This is a genomic window from Mesorhizobium sp. U510 (genome assembly GCF_059180695.1).
Genome location: NZ_CP180532.1, coordinates 4,521,860 through 4,546,989, shown reverse-complemented (window position 1 = coordinate 4,546,989; position 25,130 = coordinate 4,521,860). Strand labels below are relative to the sequence as shown.

Genomic DNA, 25,130 nt, shown 5'->3' with positions numbered 1-25,130 from the left:
GCGATAAAAGCAGCGGTATCAAAATGATCGCCATTATCGCCATTATTGGCAGCGATAGGAGTAAAACTATAACCTCCTAAAACGGGGGAAAGCGTGCCATATAATTTGAAAGTGCTGTCGTAAACATAATAGATATCAGTGGTGTTTGGAATTGTTATTGTTGCTCGAAAGTCATTAATTAAACCACTTTGGTTTGCGGATGGAAGTTGAAAGCTGCCGACGACTGTATCATCTGAAGTATTAAGCGCCGGATTAGTCGGCGGAGACACATGAGTATCCACTATATAGTACGTGTTAACAGCCGAAGAGTTGCCGCTGGCAGTTATGGTCCCGGTGAGTGTAAGATCGGCGGCAGCAAGTACCCCCGAATATCTGGCCACGCCAGCTGTAGTCATCGGAGGCAAAGGCGTGGACGCGCTGGCGCGTGCGGATATCTCCCAGGCGCCGCCCAGGGCGGCCGAGCCAATCAGCGACCTGGATGCGCGAACGTCCGCGCCCACCGCCTCTTGCAGCGCCCCTATATAGACTTCGCCCACATCCCCTGATGCCGTTTCGCAGCTCCACAGCCGCAGTTCGCCGTCCGCGGCAAGCGCCCGGCCGATCGCGGAAAGATCCTCAGCCGAATCTCCCAGTGTCCCGACCGACCACTCTCCTGCAGCGAAGCTAACCAGGCCAGGCGCGCCATGTGCGATGACGTGCACCGCATCGAGCCCTGCGTGCCCTGCGAGCGCGGCAGAAATCTGCCGCGCCGCCGGCTGGCGGTCATCGAGCACGACAGCCCGGACTTCGGGCCTAAGGTTGCCGAGAACTGTCTCGAGGTCGGAGATCGAAGAATCGACAAAAAGAATTTCAGAGGCACGGGCCATGACTGGCTCCTGTTGGCTTCGAATTCAATTCAAGGGAAAACCGCCCATCGGCTGGCCGGCGAGCGGTCGGAAGAAGGATCTTTGGGCGGCGCGGTCATCTTCCCGACGAGCCGACGGCGCCGTCAGGCCGTTCGACAGCGGGGCTCTCTACGCGGAGGAAGCTACAGGCCTGGAAATTCCCGCCATCGTCGAACGTGCCAATCGCAAATGAGCCGGCTGCGGCGGGAACCTTGACGGTGAGAGCGACGGCGAGGCTTCGCTTGACGGCCTTGGGAAGAATGACCTGGCCGACGACGGCGTTCTTGGCCGTGTCCAGGATAAAATAAGGCACATTTTCGGTGGTGTCGCCGATGGGCAAGACGCCTCTAACGGCAACTTCCATCACTGCAAACCCTGCGATGTAGCTCATTTTATCCTCCTTGGTCCGCGGCCACCGTGCCGCGCCGTCAATTGCCATTGGCGCCAAATGCCCGCCGCCCGGCCAGGTCAGCGCATCTGGTGTTCGAAGTACGTGCGACAGTGCATCGATGAAATTCGTTCCGAGCGCCCGGCCGCGCGGCCGGACGTTCGGCTGCGGGAGCGATCGACTGGCCTCTTGCCTCCGGTTCCGGAAGATCGTGCCGAAATCGGATATCGAGGGATGGATGAAAAAGGGTTCGGAAACGCGGGCCGAGGCGCGCCGGTCAGCCCATTCGGCCGATCGGTTCTGACGACGCCGAGCCGCATTGTTCTATCGACTCCGTGCAGTCCGGGGCCTGCACGGTTCTTGCGATACGCACGCGATGCCACTTGAATCACAACCCACTCCCGTTACCGTGACGCTGACGTCTCGGCGACAACTCTCGAAGGAATGGGAGGCCGTCCGCCTCCAAAGGGGAGGGCATGGACACGACACACCGTTGGCGCGCCCTGGGGACGCACCTTACAATCTGCCAAACGGCCCTGATTACCCAGACCCTCTAACTCAACTCCCTGAGAGAGACTTACGCAGAAATTCGGGCATGCGGCCGTCCGATCCGCGGGCGTCCCTCAACACCGCATTTTAGTAAATTCGAAATTTAGCAAGTTGTAAACTATAAATTAAGCAATTACTAAATTAGCTGAAAGCAGGGTAGCGCCGCTTTAACAATAGCAGCGGGCTGGGTTAGAAAACCGTTATGAAAATCAGATGCTTATTAGGATTACTTGCAATCCTGCCTGCTTCGGACAGCAATTGAAGGTCTCCATCTTCCATGCAAACCCATCGACGATGGCGCAGCCAGACGGGTTGGCAATGTGTCAGCGGATGTGGGTGCCTCGACCTTGACGGCAGCCTGCAAATGGCGGCGAAATACCGAACCTAAACCGGTGGACGAAGCGGTGAATGCCGGCGGTTGCAGTTGGGGCAGGGTCCTTTCACTATCGCGGTTGCCGCCGGCTGGCACGACGGCTGGCTGCTAACCACGATGGATAAGGTTAAGCGCGGTTTCCAGAGGACGACCTGTGAGATCCGTGAGAAGGAATGATCGGCTCTTTGGAAATATCAGCTGTTGCGCGGCCGGACTGGCAAGTGGACAGCGACAGCGGGGGGAAGGCCATGAGCGATCGAGGCTTGGCAAATCCGCATCGAAACGGATCCGGCATGGCGCGGCGACACGCGAACCGTCCTTATCGCCGACAGTCACATTGAGGGCCGATGGATCACGAATGACAAACGGCAAGCGGCTCTGCCTCAACATGATCGTCAAGAACGAGATGGGGAACCTTCGACGCTGTCTCGGGGCAGTTGTCGACCACATCGACTGCTGGGTCATCGGCGATACCGGCTCGACCGACGGGACACAGGATTCCATCAAATCGTTCTTCGCTGCCCGCAACCTGCCGGGCGAGCTGAACGAATTCCCATTCCACAATTTCGAGCAGGCGCGCAACGACCGCTGCTCAGCTGAAGGAATCGCATGAGCACCATCGGCCTGTGCATGATTGTCAAGAACGAGACGAAGGTCATCCTGCAATGCCTCGCCAGCGTGCTCCCCCTTGTCGACTACGTGCTCATCGTCGACACGGGTTCCGAAGACGGCACGCAAGACCTGATACGCGGCTTCCTCGCCGATCACAATGTCCAAGGCGCCGTCATTGACGAGCCGTGGCGGGACTTCGCGTACAACCGTACCTTCGCCCTTGAACGATTGCGTGAAATCGAGACTGTCGACTATGCAATGATCATCGACGCGGACGATGTTCTGATCCGGGACGCCGACTTCGATCCGATCAGGTTCAAGTCGCAGATGGAACACGATTTATACGACGTCGAGGTGTTACATGGTGGCATTTCGTTTTATCGCCCGCAGATCTGCCGCAACCGGCTGCCGTTCGCCTTCAAGGGCGTTCTGCACGAATATCTCGAGGCCCCTCCTGGCCATCTCACGCGGGAGACCGCCAAGGGTTTTCGCGTGGCGACGGGGCGTGGCGGAGCACGCAGTCAAAACCCGCGAAAGTACCAGGACGACTCGGCCGTTCTTGAAAATGCGCTTGCAACGGAGACCGACCCCTTCCTTGTTTCGCGATACACCTTCTATCTGGCACAGAGCTACAGGGATTCCGGCGAGCGTGAAAAATCACTGGCGACCTATCTGAAGCGTGCCGAGCTGGGTTTTTGGGACGAGGAGGTCTATGTCAGCCTGCTCGAGGCGGGCAACCTGATGGCAGCACTGGGGCGGCCATTCGAGGAGGTCGTTGCCGCCTTTGAGCGCGCGGCGCAGGTCGTCCCCGCCCGCGCGGAGGCTCTACACGCCGCGAGCCTCTATTGCCGCAACCAGGGCCGGAATGCGGAAGGAACGGAATTTGCGCGTCGAGGGCTCGACCTTGTTCAACCCGCCGGACTTTTCATTCAGCCCTGGGTCTACGATTACGGAGTGCTCGACGAGTTTGCCGTCAATGCCTACTGGGCAGGCGCTTACCGGGAATCGCTCGACGCTTGTCTAAAATTGCTCGCCTCCGACAAATTGCCTGCTGAAATGACGAAGCGGGTGGTGGCCAACGCGCGCTTCGCCACCGGCAAGCTTCCGGTCAATGAGCCGCCGAAACTTGGGGCGTTCGGGACCGAGAGCTTGATCGACCAGCACAGGCTTGTCCGGCAGCGGTCGTTGCGGTCGCGCATCAAGGGCACGCCGCGCATCCTGGTGACAATCCTGGCAAAGCAGAAAGAGCCGGCACTGCCGCTGTACCTTGAGTGCATCGAGGCGCTCGACTACCCGAAGGCGTCGATCGTCCTGTACATCAGGACAAACAACAACACCGACAGGACCGAGCACATACTGCGCGAATGGGTGGAGCGCGTTGGTCACCTCTATGCCGCGGTTGAATTCGATGCCTCCAACGTGGCCGATAGAGTCGAGCAGTTTGGCGAACACGAATGGAACGAGACGCGCTTCAGGGTGCTTGGCCGAATCCGCAACATAAGTTTGCGGAAAACTCTCGAACACAGCTGCGATTTCTATTTCGTTGCCGACGTCGATAATTTCGTGCGACCGGCCACGCTACGCGAGCTTGTCGCGCTCGACGTGCCGATCGTCGCTCCCCTGCTTCGCTCCATCTCGCCCGGGCAGTATTATTCGAACTACCACGCTGAGATCGACGCCAACGGCTACTATATGCAGTGCGATCAATATGGCTGGGTGCTCAACCGCCACGTGCGCGGCATTATCGAGATGCCGCTTGTGCACTGCACCTATCTTGTCCGCGCCGACGTACTGACCGAACTGACATACGAGGACGCCACATCACGCTACGAGTACGTGATCTTTGCCGACAGCGCCCGCAAGGCCGGCATCGTCCAGTATATGGATAACCGACAGGTCTATGGCTACATCACCTTCGGCGATGGCCAATATTATGTGAGTGACGGGATCGAGCGCGCCCGAGCGCTGTTGCATGGTGCCGGCGACACGCCGGTATTCACTGCCGCCACGCCTCCGGGCGCCGTACCGATGCCAGATCGACATGTCGAGCCGAAGGATCCGCCGAAAATACACCTGATAAACCTCGACCGCAGCGTCGAGCGCTGGAGCAGGTATCAAAGCAATAACTGGCACCTAACGCACAATACGGTTCGTGTGTCGGCCGTTGACGGCACTTCTCTCGACAGGGAGGCGCTCATAAAGGAAGGTCTGATCACCAATGATTGTGCGTACCCCCCGGGCACTTTGGGATGCGCTCTATCCCATATCGGCTTATGGAAGTTGGCGGTTTCCGAGAACAAGACGATAACTATTTTTGAAGACGACGTTCGAGCATCGTTTCGATTTGTGGAGGAATCCGCCAATATACTATCTCAAGCACCGGAAAGCTGGGATTTTATACAGTGGGGATATATATACGACCCGTTGTTTATTTGGGTAAATCTCGGCTTCTCCAAAGCCAAGTTGGAATTTTACGATCGTCGATATCAAGATAAACCCACCTTGTTTCAGGCCGAGAAATTTTCTCGATCCCTCATCAAGGTAGAGCACTCATTTGGGACTCAGGCTTACACAGTCACACCACGAGGCGCGCGAATACTTCTGGAAAAGTGTCTGCCGCTACGAAGCAGACAAATTCCCTTTTCTGGAACTGCCGTCATCCTCGATGACACGGGTATCGATTGCGCGATGTGTGCGGCATATGGTTCGATGCAAGCTTACGTTTGCATGCCACCACTCGTCATTCACGATACCGAACCTCCGTCAGACCGGATAGACGCAGATCACCGAGAGCCGAGCTAGTTTGTCATGGAATCACAACAGACTCCTATTAGCGCGGCGCGCGCATGTGCGAGGGAAGACGAAGATACTGCCTATGGGGCGGTGGGGGCTAGACGCTGTCGCGCGCCAAATGTCGACACGACGGGTAATATTCGATCGGAGGGTCTGCCCGCCTCGGCGCAGAAATTGTGGCAGGTAAGATACGAAGTCCTCGGGAGAACGGCGTGAACATTGCGGGTCACATCACACTTCTCGTTCACCCACAGATGGTGAAGGTGCTCGCAAGCTTGATTCAGATGCTGGCCGATGGGCTGCGCGAGATTTCCATCGAAACTGATATTGTCCACGAATTGCCGCATGGGTTCAACGGGAAGGCAATCGTATTAGGTGCTAACCTGTATGGGGAGATTGGGTTAGCCTATCTGCCAAGAAATTCTGTTATATTTAACGTTGAAAATTACACGTCTGACTGGATGTCGAACGAATACACAAATATACTTCGTCGATTTTCTGTTTGGGATTTTAGTGAGAGTAATTCACTATTTTTGTCCGAAATCATTTCCCGACCAGTACACTACTTTAGAACATTCTATGTTCCCGGCCTTTCAAGGATAATTGATGAAAATGAAGATATAGACGTCCTATTCTATGGTTCCTTTAATGACAGGAGGTCTAAAATTCTTGACGAAATGCGCTCTCGCGGGCTGCGCGTTGAGGCGGCGTATGGCGTATTCGGCGAACAGCTTGACCGCCTTATCGCACGATCGAAAGTGGTACTCAATTTGCATTTCTACGACAGTGGGCAGCTTGAAATCATTCGCATTTTTGATCTGCTGGCGAACAGGCGCGCTGTGGTAAGCGAGGTAAACTCGGGCGAACTGGTGGATGCCGATTTGGCCAGCGCCTTTGTTGCAGCCACTTACGAGAACCTCGTCGATGTAACCGAGGCGCTAGTTAACGACCCAGATCGACGTCAAGAAGTAGCAGCAGCAGGCTTCGATGCATTTAGTCAACGCCGCGCCAAAAAAATACTTCCTGAAGCACTAGCCTGGAGTGATTTGCCACGCCTTCCGGGCGATATGGTGATTGGCAGCGGCAAGATGTATGATCCGAATATGCTCAATATCGACATTAGCACCCAATGGAATCCTGATATTGTCGCCGATATATCAGATCCGGATCTATTGACCCGTGAGTTTATAACAACGCGCTTTGGCGCTGTCCGCCTCCAGCCCGATCTGATTGTGAGTATAACCGCCTCACATGTACTAGAGCACATTCATGACCTCGTTTTAGCCATGAAAAATTGCTTGGAATTATTGGCGGAAGGCGGCCTTCTTAAGGTAGCTGTTCCATATGATTTATCATATGGTGCTTGGCAAGATCCCACTCATGTGCACGCTTTTAACGAAAGAAGTTGGCTCTACTATTGCGAATGGTACTGGTATCTCGGCTGGACCGAAGCTAGATTCGATTTGATTGAACAGACGTTTCACTACAGTCCCTTGGGCCACGAGCTTGCGGCACGGGGCGTTTCACATGACGAGATTTTGCGTGCACCGCGGGCGGTAGACGAGATGCATGTGGTGCTACGCAAGAGGCAACTAACTGAGGCTGAGCGTGCCCATGGGCGCCAAATGCGGGGCGACGTACGCGCGTGAAATTCGATGCAAGCTGCCTGCTCCTCGAATTTGCCTCGCCGTCATGACCCTTTCTTAGGGACCGGATTCAGCGTCGCAGATGGCGATCCCAAAGATCCGTTTCTCATCGCGAGGCGCTACCAATAGCTCCGCCAGCGCCCACTTCGGCGACCTTGCTTTGTCCGACAGGCAGCTATGATTTGTCGCCGTGAAAAGCTCGGCCAGCTCAGTAACTCCGTGAACTGCGTACGCGTTCCCCCAGCAGTTGCGCCGCAGTCTTCCCAACCTCGACGGTCGCCATGGTCGTTGCAGAGGCGGCGTTTCCAATCACCATGCCCCAGTCGCATGCGGTGTCCGAAGTACGGCTCACGCCGGGTGACCGTCCGTCCGTCGCTTCTGGGTAGTATTCGGCTGCCGTGGCACGCCACATGCCCTAGGCTGGCGGCGGACAAATTATATTCGGTGTCGTACCATCGGTGTCCTCGATTGCAGCAACCTGATATTGAAGTGGGGCAACGAGTCTTGTGAAGAAGGCTATCTCCGCGTCAAGGTCCAGGAGTTGAAATAATAGATGCCTCAGGTCACTCCAATCTTCACTCGATCTGCGTTGGAGGGCAGAGGTTTCGACATTGGAGAATATAGCTATGGAGTTCCCAGCGTCAGATGGTGGGGTGAAAAAGCATCGTTAAAGATCGGAAGATTTTGTTCTATCGCAGACGGCGTTGAAATATTTCTTGGAGGGAACCACCGCTCAGATTGGATAACAACTTACCCTTTTTCCGCCATCGCCCACTGGCCCGAGGCCGAAAATATACCCGGACACCCAGCGACCAGGGGCGATGTCATTATCGGAAATGACGTTTGGATCGCGAGCCATGCCATGATCCATTCTGGTGTAAGGATCGGGGACGGAGCGGTCATAGGGGCAGGAAGCGTAGTCCGGCGTGATGTTCCGCCATACGCACTCGTTGCGGGAAATCCCGCAGAGACTGTGCGACTGCGTTTTTCCGAGAGGGAGGTCGCAACTTTACTCAAGATTCGCTGGTGGGATTGGGAGGAAGAACGAATCCGTGAAACCCTTCCCATTCTCCTATCAGGAAATATTTCGCTGTTCTTCGATGCCTGCGGCATCCCAAAGGAGCTCTTTTCTTAGACTGCTTCGCTAGCAAGCCCGATTCTCTGGACGTGCGGCAGAGTCCTCCCGATCTCGATCTTGTTCGCCGCATGTGCTGTCTGCACAGCAACTTGCATACCGCCTTAAGCGACGTTCGATGGGGTTGCGGCACGCCCTGCGATGGGCGCCAAGAAGTAATTGTTGTTCAACGGAAAAAGTTGTTGGACAGAAGCTCGTCACCCCCGGAGAAAGTTCCCGATGACGCTCCGCACCACACCTCGATGGGTATGTTTGGACAAAGGAGCATAAGCTGACGAACAGGCGAAAGTTCAGTATACTTGCGGCCGTCTCGTTGGCTACCAGCTTGGCACCAGCTGCGCTGCTGAGCCGCTCTCGGAAAGCCTACGCAGCCATGCGCCCAAAAACTCCCTCGGCCCGCCCACAGCCAACCCTCCTCACCGCGCCCATTGAGCTTGCCGGCGACTGGGGTCGCATGCTTGAGGGCGCGGCTGATCAGGTCGTCGAGCGCATGCGGCATGCCTGCCTCGATGGCGTCCGCCTTGTCTCCGACCGCCAGCCAACGCGGCTGCGTGTCGACGAACACACTTCTGGCACGCCGGCCATCTGGCTGCATCCGGACGGCAGCGGCATGGCTTGGATCATCGTGGACATCGGCGAGCGGGACTGGTCAAAGCTCGCCTACCAGTTCGGCCACGAGCTCGGCCATGTGCTCTGCAACAGCTGGCAACCGGACGCCAGGCCGGCGCCGCCATGCCAATGGCTCGAGGAGGCCATGGTGGAGGCCCACTCGCTGCGCGGGCTCGGGCGTCTGGCAAGAAGCTGGAAGGAGGCCCCGCCCTTCGCCGGCGACAACGCCTTCGGCGATGCCATCGCCCGATACCGCCAGGATATCATCGACCGCTATACGGCTCTCGCCGATAGCCAGGGGCTCACCCGCGACGCCGCGGCGTGGTTCACCGATCATCGCGGCGAGATCGAAATGCCCGCCCTTAATCCGTTCGCCCAGGCTATGTCGCTGACCATCCTCGCCGAATACGACCGCGCGCCGGACTGCATCGAGGCGCTGGGGGCACTCAACCGCTGGCCCGGCCGCAGCGGCCTGGCCATTGGTGAATATCTGCGGCAATGGGAGGCGAACTGCGCCGAGCTACAGGCTTCGCCCAGATTACCGGTCCGCCTGCGCGAGCTGTTGCGCATCGTCTGATCAGCAGCAAACGACCTCCGGAAACCGCACGGAACCAGCAAGGGGCAAAGGCTTCGCGACGATCGAAAAGGCTCGTGCCGAGCGCGCTTCCACAGCCCGCCTCGGACGGGGCAAAACTGTCTGGGGCGGGCTTCGGTTCAGCCTTGTCCCCAAAGCGAGCATGGTCTTAATATTCGCTTGCGCTAATATGAAACTGACGTAACGTCACTCCCAGCATCTTGGGGATGCGCAACCGTGGGGAATTACGATGAGAGTGGTTATAGTTTGCGCGGCACTCGTGATCGCTGCGACTGGAGTCGCCGTTGCCAAGGAGAAGAAGGTGGCCGTCAGTGATGCTACGGCCCTTTGCTCTACCAAGCATTCGAGCAAGAGGCCGAGGCCAGAGCTTGACTGCAACTTGACCGGAACAGCGAAATTGCCGGACGGAACAAAGCCGGATAAGCCGCGCCTGGGATATGATACCAACCCGTGGATTATAACTGGCCCTTAGGGCCGGTTGACCCAGCCACCGGCTGTCGGTGCGGCGGCAAAGGCTGGTGGAGGGGCTCGACGGTCCGCGCCTCCAGGCGACCGCAGTTGATAACTGCATCATCGCTCTTGCGCGCTCGATCGAGTAGAGGAATATAATCCTCCATTGCGGCGACCGCCAAATGGAGATCGCCAATGGCCAGAGCCACATCTTCCAAGCAGCTATCTCAGGCTGAATGGAGTGCTTGGTGGCGGCGGCGGAAGCGCTCCACAAGAACATCGTGAGGCGGCTTATATCCCCACAACCAGCGAGCACTTCCGAGCTCTCCAAAGGACGCATGAGGCGCTGTTTAAGACGGTAAAGGATGTCACCGGCGACGATCCGCCGCTCATTCAAAGGAATGGGGCAGGTTTCTTTGCCTCCTAGGCCTTTTGTTTTGCGGCCCTGTACTCAGCTTCCCAAGGCAACGCGTCGAAGTCTGGCTTGTAGCCGCCGGCTCTGTAGGCGTCCCGGCTGATGTAACTAGCCTTGGCCCGCTCTACAATGCAGGCAAATGGCGGAATTCCAGGGCACCGGTAAAGGCCTACTGCTTCCATGAGGGTCCTCCATATACGGCCCGGCGCCTATAAGTTGGGATGTGAATAGGAACCGGGCCTAACCGACGGGCTGTTTGTGAGCACGGCGCCGCCGGCTGGTCGACGTATGCGCCAATGTAAATATGCGCGAAGCATGCATATGAAGGACGGGAGGGCCGTTGATGCCCGACAAGCCTGCAATGACCTACTGGTCAACGTCTTCGACAGGCGCACTGGAGCACCGCTGTTCACCACCAAAGACAAGCAGAAGGCGCTCGATATGGCGTCCCATTTCGGGACAGGGGCGCTGGGCATCGATCTTGCGTTGGACCGGGGGCACCGGGTGATCCCGGGCCCTGATCACGCTCCTGATCGGGTAGCAGGCTCGCCGGGCTAGAGGTGGCAGGGGTCTTCGCCCGGCGAGTTGTTGCTACGTCATCCGATCGTTGCGCTGGCTAATTTCCGTTGGAGGTTGCCCGGAATGGTGTCCGCCGGACGGTCCGCTTCTCAGGTCCGCCGCACCTCACGCACACGGATCGTCGACTTCCTTATCGTCGGCCATCCGCTCGCGCCTGGCGATTGTGAAAGCGAATACTCGCCCATCATTTTCGTCAGTCACGCGGACCCAATCTTTCTCCCATTTTTGGGAGATTGATCTGCGCGAATTCATGATCAATGCAGCCGCGTCTGGACTACATGCTTCGACCGCCTTCGATCTAATAATTCGATCGAGGCGCATCTCTGCGACATCGTAAATTGGCATAGTACGCCCCCAACAACCCACACTTCCCCAATAGCAGTATTGCTCAGTATAGAAACGGCCGCAAGTGGTGGGCGTTGGACCCGCAAACGTGCGAAATCTTGCTTACGCCAAGGAGCTGGGCGCGAAAGGTTTGGGTTTGCCGGATGCAGCCTTGGAGCGGCGAGGGGACTTGCCTACATCGCACATGTCGTCGATATGAAGGTCGATGAGTTCGCCGACGGTTTTCAGGCGCGCTGTACGCGACTTGGTAGGGGTCTCACCGCGATCGACCTGACGCTCGGCGTCGGTTGCCCAGCGTCGTGCATCGTCTCGGCGCAGGAAGGTCTCGCTGACATAGCGACCTTTGCGACGGACTTGGACACGCCAGGAGCCGGACGAGAGTTTTGTGTAGGTGGCCATTTATTCGTGTGCGCTCCGTGTGCACTGACAGATCGAAATGTGGCGAAAAGGGTCGTATTCTGACGAAAATTCGTCTGCGTTCGGCAGGTGTCAACAATTTGATGTTAAGAAAAAATGCTGAACAATCAAGATCATAGGCTGGCTATTGCACCCATGATGGACTGGACGGACCGGCATTGCCGGTTCTTCCATCGTCAGCTGACGAGCCATGCGCTGCTCTACACCGAAATGGTGGTGGCCGACGCGGTCATACAGGGCGCGCGCGAAAGGCTGCTCGGTTTTGATGCGGTGGAACATCCGGTCGCGCTGCAGATCGGCGGCTCGGATCCGGCGAAACTTGCCGAGGCGGCGCGCATTGGCGAAGCCTTCGGCTATGACGAGATCAACCTCAATGTCGGCTGTCCGTCCGATCGCGTCCAGTCGGGCACGTTCGGCGCTTGCCTGATGAAGGTGCCCGACCTCGTCGCCGACTGCGTCGCGGCAATGAAGGCGGCGGTGGCAATACCCGTCACCGTCAAGTGCCGCATCGGCGTCGACGAACAGGATCCGGAGCCGGCGCTGGATGCGCTGGCGAACGGGGTTTTCACGGCCGGCGCCGACGCCTTGTGGGTGCATGCGCGCAAGGCGTGGCTGGAGGGGTTGAGCCCCAAGGAAAACCGCGACATCCCGCCGCTCGATTATGACAGGGTCTATCGGCTGAAGGCTGGAAAACCGAGCAAATTCATCGGCATCAATGGCGGCATTCAGTCGCTTGAGGAGGCACGCGCGCATCTCGATCATGTCGACAGCGCCATGCTTGGCCGCGCCGCTTACCACACGCCAGGTATTCTGGCGGGCGTCGACGCCGGCTTCTACGGCGCGAAGCCCGAGGCGTTCGATTTCGCCGGACTGATCGATGCCATGGCGGACTATGCGGCGCGCCACATCGAACAGGGCGGGCGGCTCGGCCATGTCACCCGCCACATGGTCGGGTTGTTCCACGGATTGCCGGGTGCTCGCCGTTACCGCCAGATCCTCTCGACCGACGCTAACCGGCCCGGTGCCGGGCCTGACGTGCTGAAGACGGCTTTCGCGGCCGTCGAATTCGGTGGAGGGGCGGCCGAGGCGGCCTGAGCTCAGTCCCGCAGGATCATGCGGTCGCCACGCACGTCGAAGCCCGACAGCGAGCCGATGAAGTTCATGCCGAGCAGGCTCTGGCTCAGCATGCCCGGGGCCGCGACCATCACCGGCATGTCCTTACGCACGATGCCGCCGATCGCCACCGCATCGGTCTTGACCGCGGCGGCGCGCGCCATGCCGTTGGCTGTCGAAACCGGTATCGTGTAATTGAGCGCGGCCGGATTGAAGCCGGCGGCTTGCGCATCTTCCGACGTCAGCACCGTGCTGGTCGCGCCGGTGTCAACAACGGCCCGGATCGGGTTGCCGTTGACCAGGATGCGCGCTTCGAAATGGCCATTGTCGGCCTTGTCGAGGGTCACCGTGGCGTGGCCGTCTTCGACGCCAAGCGCCAGCGGGCTGCCGGGAACGAGACCCGCGGTCACCCGGCTGGCGATGTCTTGCAGTTCGTAGCGGTACTGGTAGCCGGCGATCAGAGCCAGCACGATTGCCGCCCAGGCGCCGAAACTGCGGGCCATGTCGCCCAATGGGCGGCCTGATCGCAGCAGGCCGGCGCCGATCAGGGCGCCGAAGGCGCCAAGCCAGATCAGCCGGCCAAAATCGTAATTCTCGACCCCAAGCGTGCTGCCGGCGGAATCATTGAGCACGAGCAGGGCCGCGCCCACGCCGATCACCGCCATCAGAATCCAGAACAGTCGGCTGCTCATCCGTGCCTCGCTAGAGCAATTCCAGGAAAAGCGTGAACGGTTTTCCCATGAGAATTGCGTTAAAACAAAGAGTTAGTGCGGTTCGCCGTTTTCCGTGAAACGGTGAACTGCCCTAGAGTGCGTCGCGTTCGCGCGCCATGCGCGTGCGGCGCGTTTCGCGGCGCGGCCGGCGCTCGACCGTTTCCAGTCGGGCCGGCAGTTCGGCCATCACATTGCGGCGCGTTTCGGGCGTCATCCCCATCCAGGCGCCGATTTCCTCGCGCGTGCGGCCGCAACCGAAGCAGAAGCCGGTTTTCATGTCGATCGAGCAGACCAGGATGCAGGGGGATTCGATGGCCGTCATGACTTTCTCTCGCGGGATCCGTGCGGACTCCGCTCTTCCACCTCCACATGGTGCAACGGCAAAGCCAATGCAAGCCCTCGCGATCGCGTCTTCCCAGGCCATCTTTGCGGCAATCAAGGCGGATGTTTGGGAGAGGTTGTGCCGATCACGCAACGCGGCTATGCCGCTCACGAAATCCAGGAATGATTGCTCACAACATGACCAGCGCTCTGCCTTTCGACGACTTTCGCAACTTGCTCGACAATCTGCCGGCGGCCGACCTCAAAGCCGAAGCGCGCGTGCGCGCGCTGTTTGCCAAGGCCGACAAGCCAGTGCATTCGCTCGGCCGCATCGAGGACATCGCGGCGTGGCTTGCCGCGTGGAGCGGCCGGGCTCCGCCCGCGGCAACACGGCCGCTGATGGCAGTCTTTGCCGGCAATCACGGCGTGACCCGTCATGGCATTTCGCCGCGCCCGGTGGCGGCAACCGCCAACGCCGTCGAGCTTTGCGCGGCAGGCGGTGCGGCGATCAACCAGATCTGCATTGCCTATGATCTGGGATTGAAGGTGTTCGACCTTGCCCTGCATATCCCGACCGGCGACATCGCAGAGGATGCCGCGCTTGACGAGCGCGGATGCGCGGCGACCATGGCTTTCGGCATGGAAGCGATCGCGGGCGGCACCGACCTGCTTTGCCTCGGCGATCTCGGCGTCGGCAATTCCACCGTCGCCGCCGCTTTGCTTGCCGCGCTGTTCGGGGGCAGGGGTGCCGACTGGGTTGGCCCGGGATCCGGCGCCGACGCGGCGATGCAGGTCCGCAAGGCCGATGTGGTCGATGCGGCGCTGGCCTTTCACCACGGCCATCTCGACGACCCGCTGGAAGTGCTGCGCCGGGTCGGCGGCCGCGAGTTCGCCGCGATAGCCGGCGCCATTCTCGCCGCGCGGATGCAGGAGATACCCGTGCTGCTCGACGGCTTTGCCGCAACGGCTGCCGCGGCGGTGCTTTATGCCGCGAGCCCTGGAGCCCTCGATCACTGTCTTCTCGCCAGCCTGTCGCCGGAGCCCGCGCATGCCAGGGCCGCCGAACTGCTTGGCTTCCGCCCGCTGCTTGACCTCGGCATAAGCCATGGCGAAGGGGCAGGGGCAGCACTTGGCGCGGGCCTGGTCAAGGCGGCGGCTCTGACCAGTTCAGGCATGGCCGCGGCGGTTCGGATCTAGAGGCCTCCCGCCCTGGCGCATCAACGCCTGGGATTGGGGAGACGATAGACGACCGAGGTGTATTTCGGATTGGAGCGCGTCTCGACGATTGAACCGCCAAGGCCTTCCGCAATTCTTCGGCTCGCCATATTCTCTTCGGCGACAGGATATTCGAAGCCATCCGGATCGAGTTCCTCGGACGCCCATGCCACCACGGCGGCGACGGCCTCCCGGCCGATGCCGTTTCCATGGACGTCCTCCGTTATCCAAATTCCGATTTCGGGCCAGGCCGTCTTTGCCGCGTGAAGGCCGACAAGTCCCAGACAGTGATCGTCCACCAGTGAGCGCACAACAAAATGCAGATCCGATCCTTCAAGGATCGGCGCCAACCAGGATCGCCATACCTCGGCAAAGGCCGTTGATGATCGAGGCGGTTCCCACTGCATGAAACGGGTGATTGCGGGCGTGATGGCGGCAAAGACTTCGTCAGCATCAACGGCCGTAAAGGGCTTGAGGCGAAGCCGTTGCGATTTGATTTCGACGCTGCTGGCATCCCAATCTGCGGTCATTGCGGTCCGCGGTCCCCTTTGAGGGCGGAATGGAAGCAAGTCGCTGGGGTCGCCTACCGCCGTCGCGCCGCCACCGCCGCGGTTGGCAGAGCCGGCAGTTCTTCCATCACCCGGCTCAGCGGGAAGATGGCAATCGCCTCCGTGCCTTCGCGCAGCTTGGAATGTAGCTCGAATTCGCCGCCATGCATGGCAAGCAGGCCTTGCACGATCGGCAGGCCGAGCCCGGTGCCTTGTTCGGCGCTCTTGATGGCGATCGAGCCCTGGCCGAAAGCGGAGAGCACGACCGGGATCTCGTCCTCGGGAATCCCCGGACCATTGTCCTTGACGGAGATGTATTGCCCGCCACCCGCCGTCCAGCCGACACGGACGCGGATCTCGCCGCCGGTGGCAGTGAACTTTATGGCATTGGACAGAAGGTTGAGCGTGATCTGGCGTACGGCACGCTCGTCGGCGAACAGTCGCGGCAATGTCTGTTCGAAATCCTGGATGACGCGGATATCCTTGTTGCGCGCCTTCAACTCCATCATGTGGCAGCAATCCTCGACGATGTTCAGCAGCATCACCGGCTCTTCGTTGAGCTGGTAGCGACCGGCCTCGATGCGCGACAGGTCGAGGATCTCGTTGATCAGGTCGAGCAGGTGCTGGCCGGAATCATGCACGTCATGGGCATAGTCCCGATAGGTGGGATTGCTCATCGGCCCCAGCACTTCGTTCGCCATCACCTCGGAAAAGCCGAGAATGGCGTTGAGCGGCGTGCGCAATTCATGGCTCATCGAAGCGAGGAAACGCGACTTTGCCAGATTGGCATCCTCGGCCCGCCGCCGCGCCTCGTCCGACATGGACTTCGCTGTCTCCAGTTCGGCGATCAACGCATCCTTTTCGGAGCGGAACGACAACACCATCAGCGAGGCGCGGTTGAGCTGACGGGCGACATAGACGAAGAAAGGCAGCGACAGGACAAGCAGCCCGGCCAGGACCGCCTCGACCGGCATCCACAGCTTGCTAGCGACGTAGGCATAGAGCGCCACCGGCACGGCGAAAGTCGCCAGCAACGCGCCGCTCAGCGATGAGGCCATGAGCGCCGTCCCGGCCATGGCAAAAAGCAGCACCACCGCCTTGACCACCTGGAACTGATCGACCTGGCAGGCGCCGCAGCCGAGCAAGACGAACCAGCCCCAGCCGAGGCCACAAAGGAAATGGCCGAGCAGGAATTCCCGTCGCGTTTGCAGGGGGTTAAGCTCGGCAGCTTCCGTGCGCTCGATGCGCCGCGCCATGAAGGCGACGATCGTATAGCAGATGAGCGTGAACAACGCCCAGAGCCCGATCTCATTGCCGACGCCGGCGAGCCAGCCGGCAGCGGCGATCGCCAGCACGAGCAACGGGATCGCCACGGCGCCGCTTGTCATGGCGCCGGCGTGGAGTTTCAACAATTCGCGGTCGAAATCGGGATTGCCGGCTTGCTGCGAAAGACGGTCGCGCGTCTTGCGCACCGCACGCGCGACATCGCTGTTGCGATGCCGTTTCCTGCGGTCCACAATGAACTTGTCCGCTGTGTTCGAGCGTTGCAAGGGCATCAAAAACTTCAAATTATTCGTGCAGCGGTTCCAAGGTGTTAAGCTACGTTCGAATGATTAACCAACCGTTTGCCATATGAGCCGTTCCTGGTCGCCAAGATCGCGCCGGCGGTACGCGGCGCCGCGCAGCCTGTGGCGCAAGGTGTTGGACTATGGTCTGGCCATCATCATTCTGGGACTGCTGATCCTGTTGGCGGCGCGCCTCGATCGGGTGGAGACGCGCCAGACTCAAGGCGCTGCCATGATCAATGATGGCGATTCGATTACGCTCGGCACCGAGCGCATCCGCATGCGCGGCATCGACGCCCCGGAATACACACAGACCTGCCGCAGGAACGGCGCCGACTATGCCTGCGGCACGCTTGCGCGCCAGTCGCTGGTGCGCCTGATCGCCGGCAGGCCGGTCACCTGCAGCGGCTGGCAGCGGGACCGCTATGGCCGGTTGCTTGGCGACTGCAAGGCCGGCGGCACCGACCTCAACCGCGCTCAGGTCGAGGCGGGCTGGGCGGTCGCCTTTGGCGACTTCGAAAGTGAGGAAGCGACCGCCCGGGCCGCCAAGGTCGGTATCTGGGCGGGTACGTTCGACCAGCCGCAGGACTGGCGCGACAGCCATCACGGCGAGGTGGTGGAGCGAAAACATGGCATGCTGGCGTCGATCGGCGACGCCGTGCGGGAGATTTTTCGCTTCTGGTAAGGCGTATCGGCTTGGAAGGAAAGGGAGGATCGAAATGAAGCTCTTCGACGGTGGCCGGGCGCCCAATCCGCGGCGGGTACGCGTCTTCCTCGTCGAAAAGGGGATCGCGGTTCCGCTGGTGCCCGTCGACATGGGCGCGCTGGAGCACAAGGGCCAAACGGTGAGCTCGCGCAACCCTTTGCGGCGCTTGCCGGTGCTGGAGCTTGACGATGGCACCGTCATCACCGAATCCGTCGCCATCTGCCGGTATTTCGAGGAGTTGCATCCGGAGCCGGCCCTGTTCGGACGCGGCGCACTCGGCAAGGCACAGGTCGAGATGTGGCAGAGACGGATGGAGTTCAATCTGCTCAGCTGCGTCGCGCAGGCCTTTCGCCACATTCATCCGGCCATGAAGGAATGGGAAATCCCGCAAATCCCTGAATGGGGTGAGGCCAACAAGCCGAAGGCGTTGGAGTTCCTGAGAATCCTCGATGGCGAGTTGGCGAAGCGGGAATTCGCCGCCGGCGACAGCTATTCGATTGCCGACATCACCGGCCTGATCGCAATCGACTTCATGAAGCCGGCGCGCATTAAGGTGCCGGAGGAGTGCACCAATGTCTTGCGTTGGCATCAGGCGATCTCCAGCCGGCCGAGTGCCGCCGCTTGAGCCTGGAACTGGACAATTTTGCCGCAAAAGTCCGGGCTTGCCGCATCTGTGCCGAAAGCCCCGTCGGAAAGCCGCTGCCGCATGAGCCGCGGCCCGTGCTGCGGCCCTCGTCCAGTGCCCGCATCCTGATTGCCAGCCAGGCGCCGGGAACCAAGGTGCACCTGTCGGGCATGCCGTTCACCGATGCTTCGGGCGACCGCCTGCGCAGCTGGCTCGGCGTGACCAGCGACGAGTTCTACGACATCGAGAAATTCGCCATCGTGCCGATGGGCTTCTGCTTTCCCGGCCAGGATGCCAAGGGTGGTGACCTGCCGCCAAGGCGCGAATGCGCGCCGGCCTGGCGTGCGCCCCTGATGGCGCTGATGCCTCGGATCGACCTGGTGCTGACGATCGGCATCTACGCGCAGTCCTGGCATATGGGCGCCGCGCGCCGCCCTTCGCTGACCGAAACGGTGATGGACTGGCGCGCCATCTGGGAGAATTCAGTCGGCGCAAAAGTGCTGCCGCTGCCGCATCCATCCTGGCGCAACAGCGGCTGGCTGAAGCAGAATCCGTGGTTTGAAATGGATTTGCTGCCTTTCCTGCGCTCGGAAATCCGCTATCGCCTTGGCTAGGCATTCAGCAAGAAATCACTCGCTTTCATAGTGATTGGCAGAATTTCTTTCTTGTGAAAGCCCCGAATAAAGGGGAATATAGCCAAACTATTCCTCAGGAGCCTCTAATGGACCGCCTTGACCGAAAAATTCTCCGCCTCCTGCAGGAGGACGCGACCCTCGCGGTGGCCGATGTCGCCAAGAAAGTCGGCCTGTCGACCACGCCCTGCTGGCGCCGCATCCAAAAGCTCGAGGAGGAGGGCGTCATCAAGCGGCGCGTCGCCATTCTCGACCACGAGAAGGTCAATGTGCGGGTCACCGTTTTCGTCTCCATCCGCACGAATTCGCACAGCCACGAATGGCTGCGCCGCTTTTCCGAGGTCATCCAAGAGTTTCCCGAGGTGGTCGAGTTCTACCGCATGAGCGGCGACGTCGACTATCTCTTGCGTGTCGTGGTGCCCGACATCGCCGCCTACGACGCCTTCTACAAGCGGCTGATCGCCAAGATCGAAATCCGTGACGTGTCGTCGTCCTTCGCCATGGAGCAGATAAAGTACACGACCGAAATCCCGCTCGACTACATGGTGCTGGACAAGGAATCCGGCGCCAACGCCGCCTGAGCGGGCGGCGCCCGCTCAGTTCTTCTTCTTGTTGAGGAAACTCCAGGGCGAGTTCACCGGCAGGGTGACGGTGTCCGGCACGGTGTCGACGCCGATCACATCCGCCTTGCGCACGCTGTAACCGGACTGGATGACGCTGACGCCATCCAAAATGAACAACTGGCTTTTCTCCATGTCCGGTTTCAGAGCGCCGGTGATGGCGACCGACTGGTAGGCTTGCGACATCTTGTAGGGATGGGCTGGCGTGACCAGCACGATCTGATTGGGCGGCGGCGTCGGCATGTGGCTGCACGCGCCCGTCCACGGCACCAGCAGGAACTGGTAGACGAGGTCACCATCGCGATCGACCGGCAATGCATAGCCGGCTAATTGTATGGTCTTGTCCTGCAGGCCGACGGACAGTGTCTCGCCATGATCCGGCAGTTTAGCCGCGATCATCGGCAGGCCTGCGTCTTCGGCGACCGCCTGGGTGGCCGGGCGCAAGTCCTTCCAGAAGATGTGCATGGTCTCGGCCGAGGCGCCGGCCGCGCAGAGAGACAACGCGGCCGCGAGCCCTGTGATTGACGTGAAATGGTTCATGGCCGCTCCCTTTGCAGGCGAGTAAAGACGCCATGCCAAATGACGTCAATGCTCGAGCCGCATCACATGTCGGCGAGAACCGGCCATGCCGGGCTCGTAGAAGCCGCGCGACGCGAACATGTCGCGAAAGCCCATGAAACGGTAGCTCGGCGACGCTTCGGCCACGGGATAGGCCTCGATGATGCGCGCGCCCTTGGCAAAGGCATGATCGATGGCTGCATCAAGTAAGGCCGAAGCAAGGCCGCCGCCGCGCAAAGCCCTCGGCACATAGAAGCAGACGATCGACCATACACCCGTCTCGCTGTCATCCTGCCGCTTTGACAGCTTGCGATAGGTCTCGCGCGGAGCGACCGAACACCAGGCAATGGTCTTGCCGTCGATCTCAGCGAGGATGCCGACAGGGGTTCCGGCATCGATGAGCGTCATCATCTGCCGCTTCTTCTAGTCGTTCTGGATATGCTCGCGGCCAGAGTGCCGCCAGGCCATGCACCAGCAGTATTTTGGCGCACCTGGCTGCTCGAACAACGTCTCGAATTTGCCACGGGTCGCCAGCGTCACCTCGGTAAAGCGGATATTGGCGAGGTCAAATTTTTCTGGCGGCGATCCGCGCGAGCGTTTTGGCATCGGTCAGTTCCTTCACGGCATTCTTGCCGTTCCAGCGTGCCGTCTTGTCGGTCGATCGCGCGAGCCTTTCGGCGACAGCAAGGGCAGCACCGTGCATAGCCATCGATCGCTTGCCGATCGAACGAAGCGCCCAGTTCACAGCCTTCTTGACGAAATTGCGCTCGTCAGTGGCATGCGCTTCGATGATCGGCAGGAAGGCGAGAAAAGTCGCCTCCGGCTCTTCCTTGCGGTGCACGACAGACCAGGCCATCATGGCGAAAGCCGTGCGTCGAACGAATTCCCGTTCATCGGCCGCGAACTCGCCGATCAGCTCTTTCCAGGCGTCCGTATCGACGAAGAGATCCGAGACGCCATCGACAATATCCCAGGAGTCGAAACTCGACGCCCATTGCCTGGCATCCCTGGCGGAAAACCGCTTCGGGTCGGCCGTGACGGAAGCGATGAACTGCGCCTCCATGATGCCTGACGCCCACAGCTCAAAGGCGCGCTCGTGGTTGCGTTTGATCTTCCGGGCGATCTGCCGCTGAATGCCATGCGGGATTCCAAGCGCGCGGTCGATCTTGATGCCGTAGCGCAGCATGCCGAGACGATTTTCCTCCGAGCCGATCGAGCGCAGATGCGCGACGATTTCGTCGGCACTCGATTGGGGCGAAAGCTCGGCCATCGCGACCCCTACTTCTCCAGGCGCGCCAGCAGCGAGGACGTGTCCCAGCGCTTGCCGCCCATGGCCTGCACATCCTTGTAGAACTGGTCGACAAGCGCGGTCACCGGCAGTTTGGCGCCGTTGCGGTCGGCCTCCGCCAGGCAGATGCCGAGATCCTTGCGCATCCAGTCGACGGCAAAGCCGAAATCATATTTGCCGGCATTCATCGTCTTGTGGCGGTTTTCCATCTGCCAGGAACCGGCAGCCCCCTTGGAAATCACCTCGATCACCTTCTCGATGTCGAGCCCGGCGTTCTTGCCGAAATGGATACCCTCCGACAATCCCTGCACCAGCCCGGCGATGCAGATCTGGTTGATCATCTTGGTGAGCTGGCCAGCGCCCGCCGACCCCATCAGCCCGACCATGCGGGCATAGGCGTCGATAACGGGCCTCGCTCTGTCGAAGGCAGCCTGGTCGCCGCCGACCATGACGGTCAGCACGCCGTTCTCGGCGCCGGCCTGGCCACCGGAGACCGGCGCGTCGAGAAATGAAAACCCACCTGCCTCCGCTGCTGCCGCCAGTTCGCGCGCGACTTCCGCCGAAGCGGTGGTGTTGTCGATGAAGACCGAACCTTTCTTCATCGATTTGAAGGCGCCTTCGGGACCTGTCGTCACCGAGCGCAGATCGTCGTCATTGCCTACGCAGGAAAAGACGAAGTCCTTGTCCTTCGCGGCCTCCGCCGGCGTCACCGCAAGGCTGCCGCCATGCTGGCCGACCCATTGCTCGGCCTTGGCCTTGGTGCGGTTATAGACGGTGACGTCGTGGCCACCCTTGTTCCTGAGGTGCGCGGCCATGGGGTAGCCCATAACGCCAAGACCGAGAAATGCCACAGATGCCATAAGCTTGCCCTTCAGACGGAAACGAAATTGCTGCGGAAGCTCTAGGCCCTGCGCTCAATTCGTCAAGACGCCTGTGGTCTGATCGACTGGCACAGGCGAAAAACGGGTCACCGCTTCAGGTGGATGGTGATCCGGCGCTCGATCCATTCGATCGCATGGCGCAACAACTCGACCATCACCAGGTACACCAGGGCCACCCAGATATAGGCCTGGATGTCGAAGGAATTGGCAAAGGCGAGTTTTGCATTGCCCATCAGGTCGTAGACGGTGATGATGGCGACGATGGCGGATGCCTTGACCATCAGGATCAGCTCGTTGCCGTAGGGCCGCAAGGCGACGATCAGAGCTTGCGGCAGGACGATCTTGCGCAGCGTCTGCAATTTGTGCAGGCCGAGGGAGGCGGCGCCTTCCCATTGGCCCCTGGGCACGCTTTCGATGGCGCCGCGCAGGATTTCGGCCTGGTAGGCGGCGGTGTTGAGCGCAAAGGCGAAGACGCCGCAGTTGAAGGCGTCCTTGAAGAAATCCCAAAGCCCGATCATCTGGAGCTCCGGTCTGAACGACCCTAGCCCGTAATAGACCAGAAAGGTCTGAACCAGCAGTGGCGTGCCCCGGAAGAAATAGACGTAACAGTAGGCAAGACCGGACAGGATCCGGTTCCTGGACATACGCCCGTAAGCAACGGGCATGGACAGGACGGCGCCAAGCACCATCGAAATGGCGACCAGTGACAGGGTAACGCCCAGTCCGCGCAGATAGGCCGGCGCATATTTGGCGAAGAAGGCCGGGTTCCAGGCAAAAAACAGATAGCTGACGATGCCGAGGCCAAAGGCGATCCACAGGCAGACCAGCGCGTAGCCGACGATGCGCGGTCGCGGCCAGCCGCGGGTCCGCGGTGGCGGCCGTTCGACCATGGCGGCGGTGGCGCTCATCGTTGTGCCTCCCGTTTGCCAAGCGAGCGCAAGATGGCACTGGTGGCGAAGGATGACACGACGGCCAGACCGAGAAAGACCAGAGCCGCAATGCTGTAAAACAGGAACGAATGCTTGGTGACGCGAGCCGCCACGCCGGCATTGCGCAGTGTCTCGGCAAGACCGACGACCGAAACCAGCGACGTGTCCTTGAGAAGGCTAAGCCAGCAATTCTCGAGACCGGGGAAGGCAATGCGCAGCAGCTGCGGCAAAATCACCAGTCGCATGGTCTGCCATTTGGACAAACCAATGGAATAACCACCCTCATACTGACCCTTCGGGATGGCGCGGAAGGCCGAGAGGAAAACCTCGCTGGCATAGGACGAGAAGATCAGCGAGAGCACGATCATGCCAGCGACGAAGCTGTTGACGTCGATGGTCGCTTCGGGGCGGAAATACCGGATGAGATGCTGCAGCAGGATTGGCATGCCGAAGAAGAACAGGAAAAGCGTCACCAGTTCCGGCAGGCCGCGAAAGACCGTGGTGTAGATATTGGCGGCGAGGCGCAGCGACGGCTCCTCGGATTGCTTGCCCAGCGCAATGAAAAAACCGATCGCCAACCCAATGGGGAGCGTCGCCAGCGCAAGCAGAACCGTTACAATGACGCCATAGGCAATGTCGTCACTCCAGCCATCAGGTCCCCAACTGAGAAGTGTCCATATGCTTTGGGCTGGCATTGACAGGTGTTATCCCCACGACGTTCCCAGGATGAATAGAAAGACGGCGGGGTATTTCCCCGCCGTCTTGATCCTGTCTATCAGGACTCGGCGCCGAAGACGTCGAACTTGAAGTACTTGTCGTTGATTTCCTTGTATTTTCCATTGGCGCGGATGGCGTCGATGGCCTCATTGAGCTTGTTGACCAGGTCGGTCTCGCCCTTGCGCACGGCAATGCCGGCGCCCGGCCCGAAGATCTCGACCGGCTGCGGCGAGGGCTGGCCGAGAATCTTGCAGCAGGCGCCATCAGGCGAGTCCAGCCATTGCTGCAGCACGACGATATCGTCCTCGATGGCGTCGAGGCGACCATTGGCCAGATCTGCCTGCTCCTCGGGGCTGCTCGGATAACCCTTCACGGTGCTGTCGGTGTAGGTCTTCGAGGCATAGTTGAAATGGGTGGTCGTCGTGGCGACGCCGATGGTCTTGCCAGCCAGATCTTCCTTGGTCACGCCCTTCAGCGTGCTGTCTTTCGGCACGGCGAGAGCCGAGGGCGTGTTGTAGTATTTGTGGGTGAAGTCGACCTTCTCCTTGCGCTCCGGCGTGATCGACATCGAGGCGACGATAGCGTCGAACTTGCCGGCCTGAAGTGCCGGGATGATGCCGTCCCAATCCTGGGCGACGAAGGTGCACTTGACCTTCATCTGATCGCAAAGCGCCTGGGCGATGTCGATGTCGAAGCCGACGAGCTTGCCGTCGGAGGTGAGGTTGTTGAACGGGGGATAGGCGCCTTCGGTGCCGATCCGCAGGGTCTTTTCCTGGGCCTGGGCGACGCCGAGCGTCAGCAGCGCAGCCGATGCGGCGAGCGCGATACGCAGTGCAATACGCATGATAGTCCTCTCTTTAATGGTCCCGGCCGTCGTTCCGAAACGGCTCTATGGGGCGGTGCTTTTGA

The 25,130-nt window shown here is 60.0% G+C and carries 25 protein-coding genes and 1 pseudogene; 11 read left to right on the top strand and 15 right to left on the bottom strand.

Annotated features, from left to right (window positions below; translation table 11 throughout):
* Positions 1-416: 416 nt before the first annotated feature.
* Both ACLGL5_RS23880 and ACLGL5_RS23875 read right to left on the bottom strand, forming a co-directional pair.
* Positions 417-866: pseudogene (locus ACLGL5_RS23880) on the bottom strand (DUF4347 domain-containing protein); the annotation flags it as partial.
* A gap of 94 nt (positions 867-960) precedes the next feature.
* The gene (locus tag ACLGL5_RS23875) at positions 961-1,275 is read right to left on the bottom strand and encodes a hypothetical protein (protein ID WP_069092176.1); all 315 of its coding nucleotides are present in this window, start codon (positions 1,273-1,275) and stop codon (positions 961-963) included.
* Between the two features lie 1,277 nt (positions 1,276-2,552).
* On the opposite strand from ACLGL5_RS23875, the gene ACLGL5_RS23870 reads away from it, so the two are divergent.
* The 5 genes from ACLGL5_RS23870 to ACLGL5_RS23850 all read left to right on the top strand — a co-directional run bounded on the left by ACLGL5_RS23870 (position 2,553) and on the right by ACLGL5_RS23850 (position 9,566).
* Positions 2,553-2,807 carry a glycosyltransferase family protein gene (locus tag ACLGL5_RS23870; protein WP_069092174.1) on the top strand — a complete coding sequence of 85 codons (255 nt, stop codon included), beginning with the start codon at positions 2,553-2,555 and terminating at the stop codon, positions 2,805-2,807.
* Complete coding sequence (locus tag ACLGL5_RS23865) at positions 2,804-5,608, top strand: glycosyltransferase family 2 protein (protein WP_069092173.1); 2,805 nt, start codon at positions 2,804-2,806, stop codon at positions 5,606-5,608. The genes ACLGL5_RS23870 and ACLGL5_RS23865 overlap by 4 nt, the downstream gene beginning before the upstream one ends.
* A 203-nt stretch (positions 5,609-5,811) precedes the next feature.
* Positions 5,812-7,248, top strand: a complete 1,437-nt coding sequence (locus ACLGL5_RS23860; RefSeq protein WP_069092172.1) for a hypothetical protein — start codon at positions 5,812-5,814, stop codon at positions 7,246-7,248.
* A 550-nt stretch (positions 7,249-7,798) separates the two neighbouring features.
* Positions 7,799-8,380, top strand: coding sequence for a CatB-related O-acetyltransferase (locus ACLGL5_RS23855; RefSeq protein WP_083246759.1), 582 nt, complete (start codon positions 7,799-7,801; stop codon positions 8,378-8,380).
* A 325-nt stretch (positions 8,381-8,705) separates the two neighbouring features.
* Positions 8,706-9,566: a hypothetical protein gene (locus ACLGL5_RS23850; protein WP_245307147.1), complete on the top strand. Its 861-nt coding sequence runs from the start codon at positions 8,706-8,708 to the stop codon at positions 9,564-9,566.
* A gap of 1,909 nt (positions 9,567-11,475) precedes the next feature.
* Here the strand turns inward: ACLGL5_RS23850 and ACLGL5_RS23845 are convergent.
* Positions 11,476-11,772, bottom strand: coding sequence for a hypothetical protein (locus ACLGL5_RS23845; RefSeq protein ID WP_069092168.1), 297 nt, complete (start codon positions 11,770-11,772; stop codon positions 11,476-11,478).
* A gap of 114 nt (positions 11,773-11,886) precedes the next feature.
* Here ACLGL5_RS23845 and dusA point away from each other — a divergent pair, with 114 nt between their 5' ends.
* Positions 11,887-12,885 (top strand): tRNA dihydrouridine(20/20a) synthase DusA, encoded by a 999-nt coding sequence (dusA, locus tag ACLGL5_RS23840; RefSeq protein ID WP_019858135.1) that lies wholly within the window; start codon positions 11,887-11,889, stop codon positions 12,883-12,885.
* A gap of 2 nt (positions 12,886-12,887) precedes the next feature.
* Here the strand turns inward: dusA and ACLGL5_RS23835 are convergent, their stop codons facing one another.
* Together ACLGL5_RS23835 and ACLGL5_RS23830 are read right to left on the bottom strand one after the other, a co-directional pair.
* A complete protein-coding gene (locus tag ACLGL5_RS23835; RefSeq protein ID WP_038646810.1) occupies positions 12,888-13,595 on the bottom strand; it encodes a TIGR02281 family clan AA aspartic protease in 708 nt (235 codons plus the stop codon).
* A gap of 112 nt (positions 13,596-13,707) precedes the next feature.
* Positions 13,708-13,938 (bottom strand): DUF1289 domain-containing protein, encoded by a 231-nt coding sequence (locus tag ACLGL5_RS23830; protein ID WP_010909481.1) that lies wholly within the window; start codon positions 13,936-13,938, stop codon positions 13,708-13,710.
* 197 nt (positions 13,939-14,135) lie between these two features.
* Between ACLGL5_RS23830 and ACLGL5_RS23825 the strand changes: the two genes are divergently transcribed.
* Positions 14,136-15,134, top strand: a complete 999-nt coding sequence (locus ACLGL5_RS23825; RefSeq protein WP_069093418.1) for a nicotinate-nucleotide--dimethylbenzimidazole phosphoribosyltransferase — start codon at positions 14,136-14,138, stop codon at positions 15,132-15,134.
* 20 nt (positions 15,135-15,154) lie between these two features.
* Here ACLGL5_RS23825 and ACLGL5_RS23820 read toward each other — a convergent pair whose 3' ends face one another.
* Both ACLGL5_RS23820 and ACLGL5_RS23815 read right to left on the bottom strand, forming a co-directional pair.
* The gene (locus ACLGL5_RS23820; RefSeq protein WP_069092167.1) at positions 15,155-15,682 is read right to left on the bottom strand and encodes a GNAT family N-acetyltransferase; all 528 of its coding nucleotides are present in this window, start codon (positions 15,680-15,682) and stop codon (positions 15,155-15,157) included.
* Positions 15,683-15,735: 53 nt separating this feature from the next.
* Positions 15,736-17,256, bottom strand: a complete 1,521-nt coding sequence (locus tag ACLGL5_RS23815; protein ID WP_069092166.1) for a sensor histidine kinase — start codon at positions 17,254-17,256, stop codon at positions 15,736-15,738.
* Between the two features lie 76 nt (positions 17,257-17,332).
* On the opposite strand from ACLGL5_RS23815, the gene ACLGL5_RS23810 reads away from it, so the two are divergent.
* The 4 genes from ACLGL5_RS23810 (at position 17,333) to ACLGL5_RS23795 (ending at position 19,809) form a co-directional block, all read left to right on the top strand.
* Complete coding sequence (locus tag ACLGL5_RS23810) at positions 17,333-17,950, top strand: thermonuclease family protein (RefSeq protein WP_069092165.1); 618 nt, start codon at positions 17,333-17,335, stop codon at positions 17,948-17,950.
* Positions 17,951-17,984: 34 nt separating this feature from the next.
* Positions 17,985-18,596 (top strand): glutathione S-transferase, encoded by a 612-nt coding sequence (locus tag ACLGL5_RS23805; protein WP_069092164.1) that lies wholly within the window; start codon positions 17,985-17,987, stop codon positions 18,594-18,596.
* On the top strand, positions 18,536-19,210 hold the full coding sequence (locus ACLGL5_RS23800; RefSeq protein ID WP_038646800.1) for a uracil-DNA glycosylase family protein: 675 nt from the start codon (positions 18,536-18,538) through the stop codon (positions 19,208-19,210). Before ACLGL5_RS23805 ends, ACLGL5_RS23800 begins: the two co-directional genes overlap by 61 nt.
* A gap of 107 nt (positions 19,211-19,317) precedes the next feature.
* Positions 19,318-19,809: an Lrp/AsnC family transcriptional regulator gene (locus ACLGL5_RS23795; protein ID WP_006205209.1), complete on the top strand. Its 492-nt coding sequence runs from the start codon at positions 19,318-19,320 to the stop codon at positions 19,807-19,809.
* A gap of 15 nt (positions 19,810-19,824) precedes the next feature.
* Here the strand turns inward: ACLGL5_RS23795 and ACLGL5_RS23790 are convergent, their stop codons facing one another.
* The 8 genes from ACLGL5_RS23790 to ACLGL5_RS23755 form a co-directional block, all read right to left on the bottom strand.
* Entirely contained in the window at positions 19,825-20,388 is a 564-nt protein-coding gene (locus ACLGL5_RS23790) for a DUF3299 domain-containing protein (protein ID WP_019858125.1), read from the bottom strand.
* A gap of 45 nt (positions 20,389-20,433) precedes the next feature.
* A complete protein-coding gene (locus tag ACLGL5_RS23785; protein WP_244748183.1) occupies positions 20,434-20,817 on the bottom strand; it encodes a GNAT family N-acetyltransferase in 384 nt (127 codons plus the stop codon).
* A gap of 12 nt (positions 20,818-20,829) precedes the next feature.
* On the bottom strand, positions 20,830-21,012 hold the full coding sequence (locus ACLGL5_RS23780) for a hypothetical protein (protein WP_494372774.1): 183 nt from the start codon (positions 21,010-21,012) through the stop codon (positions 20,830-20,832).
* Positions 20,972-21,676 carry a DNA alkylation repair protein gene (locus ACLGL5_RS23775; protein ID WP_069092163.1) on the bottom strand — a complete coding sequence of 235 codons (705 nt, stop codon included), beginning with the start codon at positions 21,674-21,676 and terminating at the stop codon, positions 20,972-20,974. The genes ACLGL5_RS23780 and ACLGL5_RS23775 overlap by 41 nt, the downstream gene beginning before the upstream one ends.
* A gap of 8 nt (positions 21,677-21,684) precedes the next feature.
* Entirely contained in the window at positions 21,685-22,554 is an 870-nt protein-coding gene (locus ACLGL5_RS23770; protein ID WP_069092162.1) for an NAD(P)-dependent oxidoreductase, read from the bottom strand.
* A 107-nt stretch (positions 22,555-22,661) separates the two neighbouring features.
* The gene (locus tag ACLGL5_RS23765) at positions 22,662-23,483 is read right to left on the bottom strand and encodes an ABC transporter permease (RefSeq protein ID WP_038646794.1); all 822 of its coding nucleotides are present in this window, start codon (positions 23,481-23,483) and stop codon (positions 22,662-22,664) included.
* Positions 23,480-24,199: an ABC transporter permease gene (locus tag ACLGL5_RS23760; protein ID WP_019858121.1), complete on the bottom strand. Its 720-nt coding sequence runs from the start codon at positions 24,197-24,199 to the stop codon at positions 23,480-23,482. Before ACLGL5_RS23760 ends, ACLGL5_RS23765 begins: the two co-directional genes overlap by 4 nt.
* An 80-nt stretch (positions 24,200-24,279) precedes the next feature.
* Entirely contained in the window at positions 24,280-25,065 is a 786-nt protein-coding gene (locus tag ACLGL5_RS23755) for an ABC transporter substrate-binding protein (RefSeq protein ID WP_019858120.1), read from the bottom strand.
* Positions 25,066-25,130 lie beyond the last annotated feature (65 nt).

Coding starts and splice junctions, on each gene's coding strand:
- ACLGL5_RS23795 (WP_006205209.1), top strand. CDS start 19,318: ATGGACCGCCTTGACCGAAAAATTCTCCGCCTCCTGCAGGAGGACGCG.
- ACLGL5_RS23760 (WP_019858121.1), bottom strand. CDS start 24,199: ATGCCAGCCCAAAGCATATGGACACTTCTCAGTTGGGGACCTGATGGC.
- ACLGL5_RS23825 (WP_069093418.1), top strand. CDS start 14,136: ATGACCAGCGCTCTGCCTTTCGACGACTTTCGCAACTTGCTCGACAAT.
- ACLGL5_RS23865 (WP_069092173.1), top strand. CDS start 2,804: ATGAGCACCATCGGCCTGTGCATGATTGTCAAGAACGAGACGAAGGTC.
- ACLGL5_RS23765 (WP_038646794.1), bottom strand. CDS start 23,483: ATGAGCGCCACCGCCGCCATGGTCGAACGGCCGCCACCGCGGACCCGC.
- ACLGL5_RS23770 (WP_069092162.1), bottom strand. CDS start 22,554: ATGGCATCTGTGGCATTTCTCGGTCTTGGCGTTATGGGCTACCCCATG.
- ACLGL5_RS23855 (WP_083246759.1), top strand. CDS start 7,799: ATGCCTCAGGTCACTCCAATCTTCACTCGATCTGCGTTGGAGGGCAGA.
- ACLGL5_RS23875 (WP_069092176.1), bottom strand. CDS start 1,275: ATGAGCTACATCGCAGGGTTTGCAGTGATGGAAGTTGCCGTTAGAGGC.
- ACLGL5_RS23820 (WP_069092167.1), bottom strand. CDS start 15,682: ATGACCGCAGATTGGGATGCCAGCAGCGTCGAAATCAAATCGCAACGG.
- ACLGL5_RS23775 (WP_069092163.1), bottom strand. CDS start 21,676: ATGGCCGAGCTTTCGCCCCAATCGAGTGCCGACGAAATCGTCGCGCAT.
- ACLGL5_RS23835 (WP_038646810.1), bottom strand. CDS start 13,595: ATGAGCAGCCGACTGTTCTGGATTCTGATGGCGGTGATCGGCGTGGGC.
- ACLGL5_RS23845 (WP_069092168.1), bottom strand. CDS start 11,772: ATGGCCACCTACACAAAACTCTCGTCCGGCTCCTGGCGTGTCCAAGTC.
- ACLGL5_RS23810 (WP_069092165.1), top strand. CDS start 17,333: ATGAGCCGTTCCTGGTCGCCAAGATCGCGCCGGCGGTACGCGGCGCCG.
- ACLGL5_RS23785 (WP_244748183.1), bottom strand. CDS start 20,817: ATGATGACGCTCATCGATGCCGGAACCCCTGTCGGCATCCTCGCTGAG.
- ACLGL5_RS23815 (WP_069092166.1), bottom strand. CDS start 17,256: ATGCCCTTGCAACGCTCGAACACAGCGGACAAGTTCATTGTGGACCGC.
- ACLGL5_RS23830 (WP_010909481.1), bottom strand. CDS start 13,938: ATGACGGCCATCGAATCCCCCTGCATCCTGGTCTGCTCGATCGACATG.
- dusA (WP_019858135.1), top strand. CDS start 11,887: ATGCTGAACAATCAAGATCATAGGCTGGCTATTGCACCCATGATGGAC.
- ACLGL5_RS23805 (WP_069092164.1), top strand. CDS start 17,985: ATGAAGCTCTTCGACGGTGGCCGGGCGCCCAATCCGCGGCGGGTACGC.
- ACLGL5_RS23870 (WP_069092174.1), top strand. CDS start 2,553: ATGACAAACGGCAAGCGGCTCTGCCTCAACATGATCGTCAAGAACGAG.
- ACLGL5_RS23755 (WP_019858120.1), bottom strand. CDS start 25,065: ATGCGTATTGCACTGCGTATCGCGCTCGCCGCATCGGCTGCGCTGCTG.
- ACLGL5_RS23780 (WP_494372774.1), bottom strand. CDS start 21,012: ATGCCAAAACGCTCGCGCGGATCGCCGCCAGAAAAATTTGACCTCGCC.
- ACLGL5_RS23790 (WP_019858125.1), bottom strand. CDS start 20,388: ATGAACCATTTCACGTCAATCACAGGGCTCGCGGCCGCGTTGTCTCTC.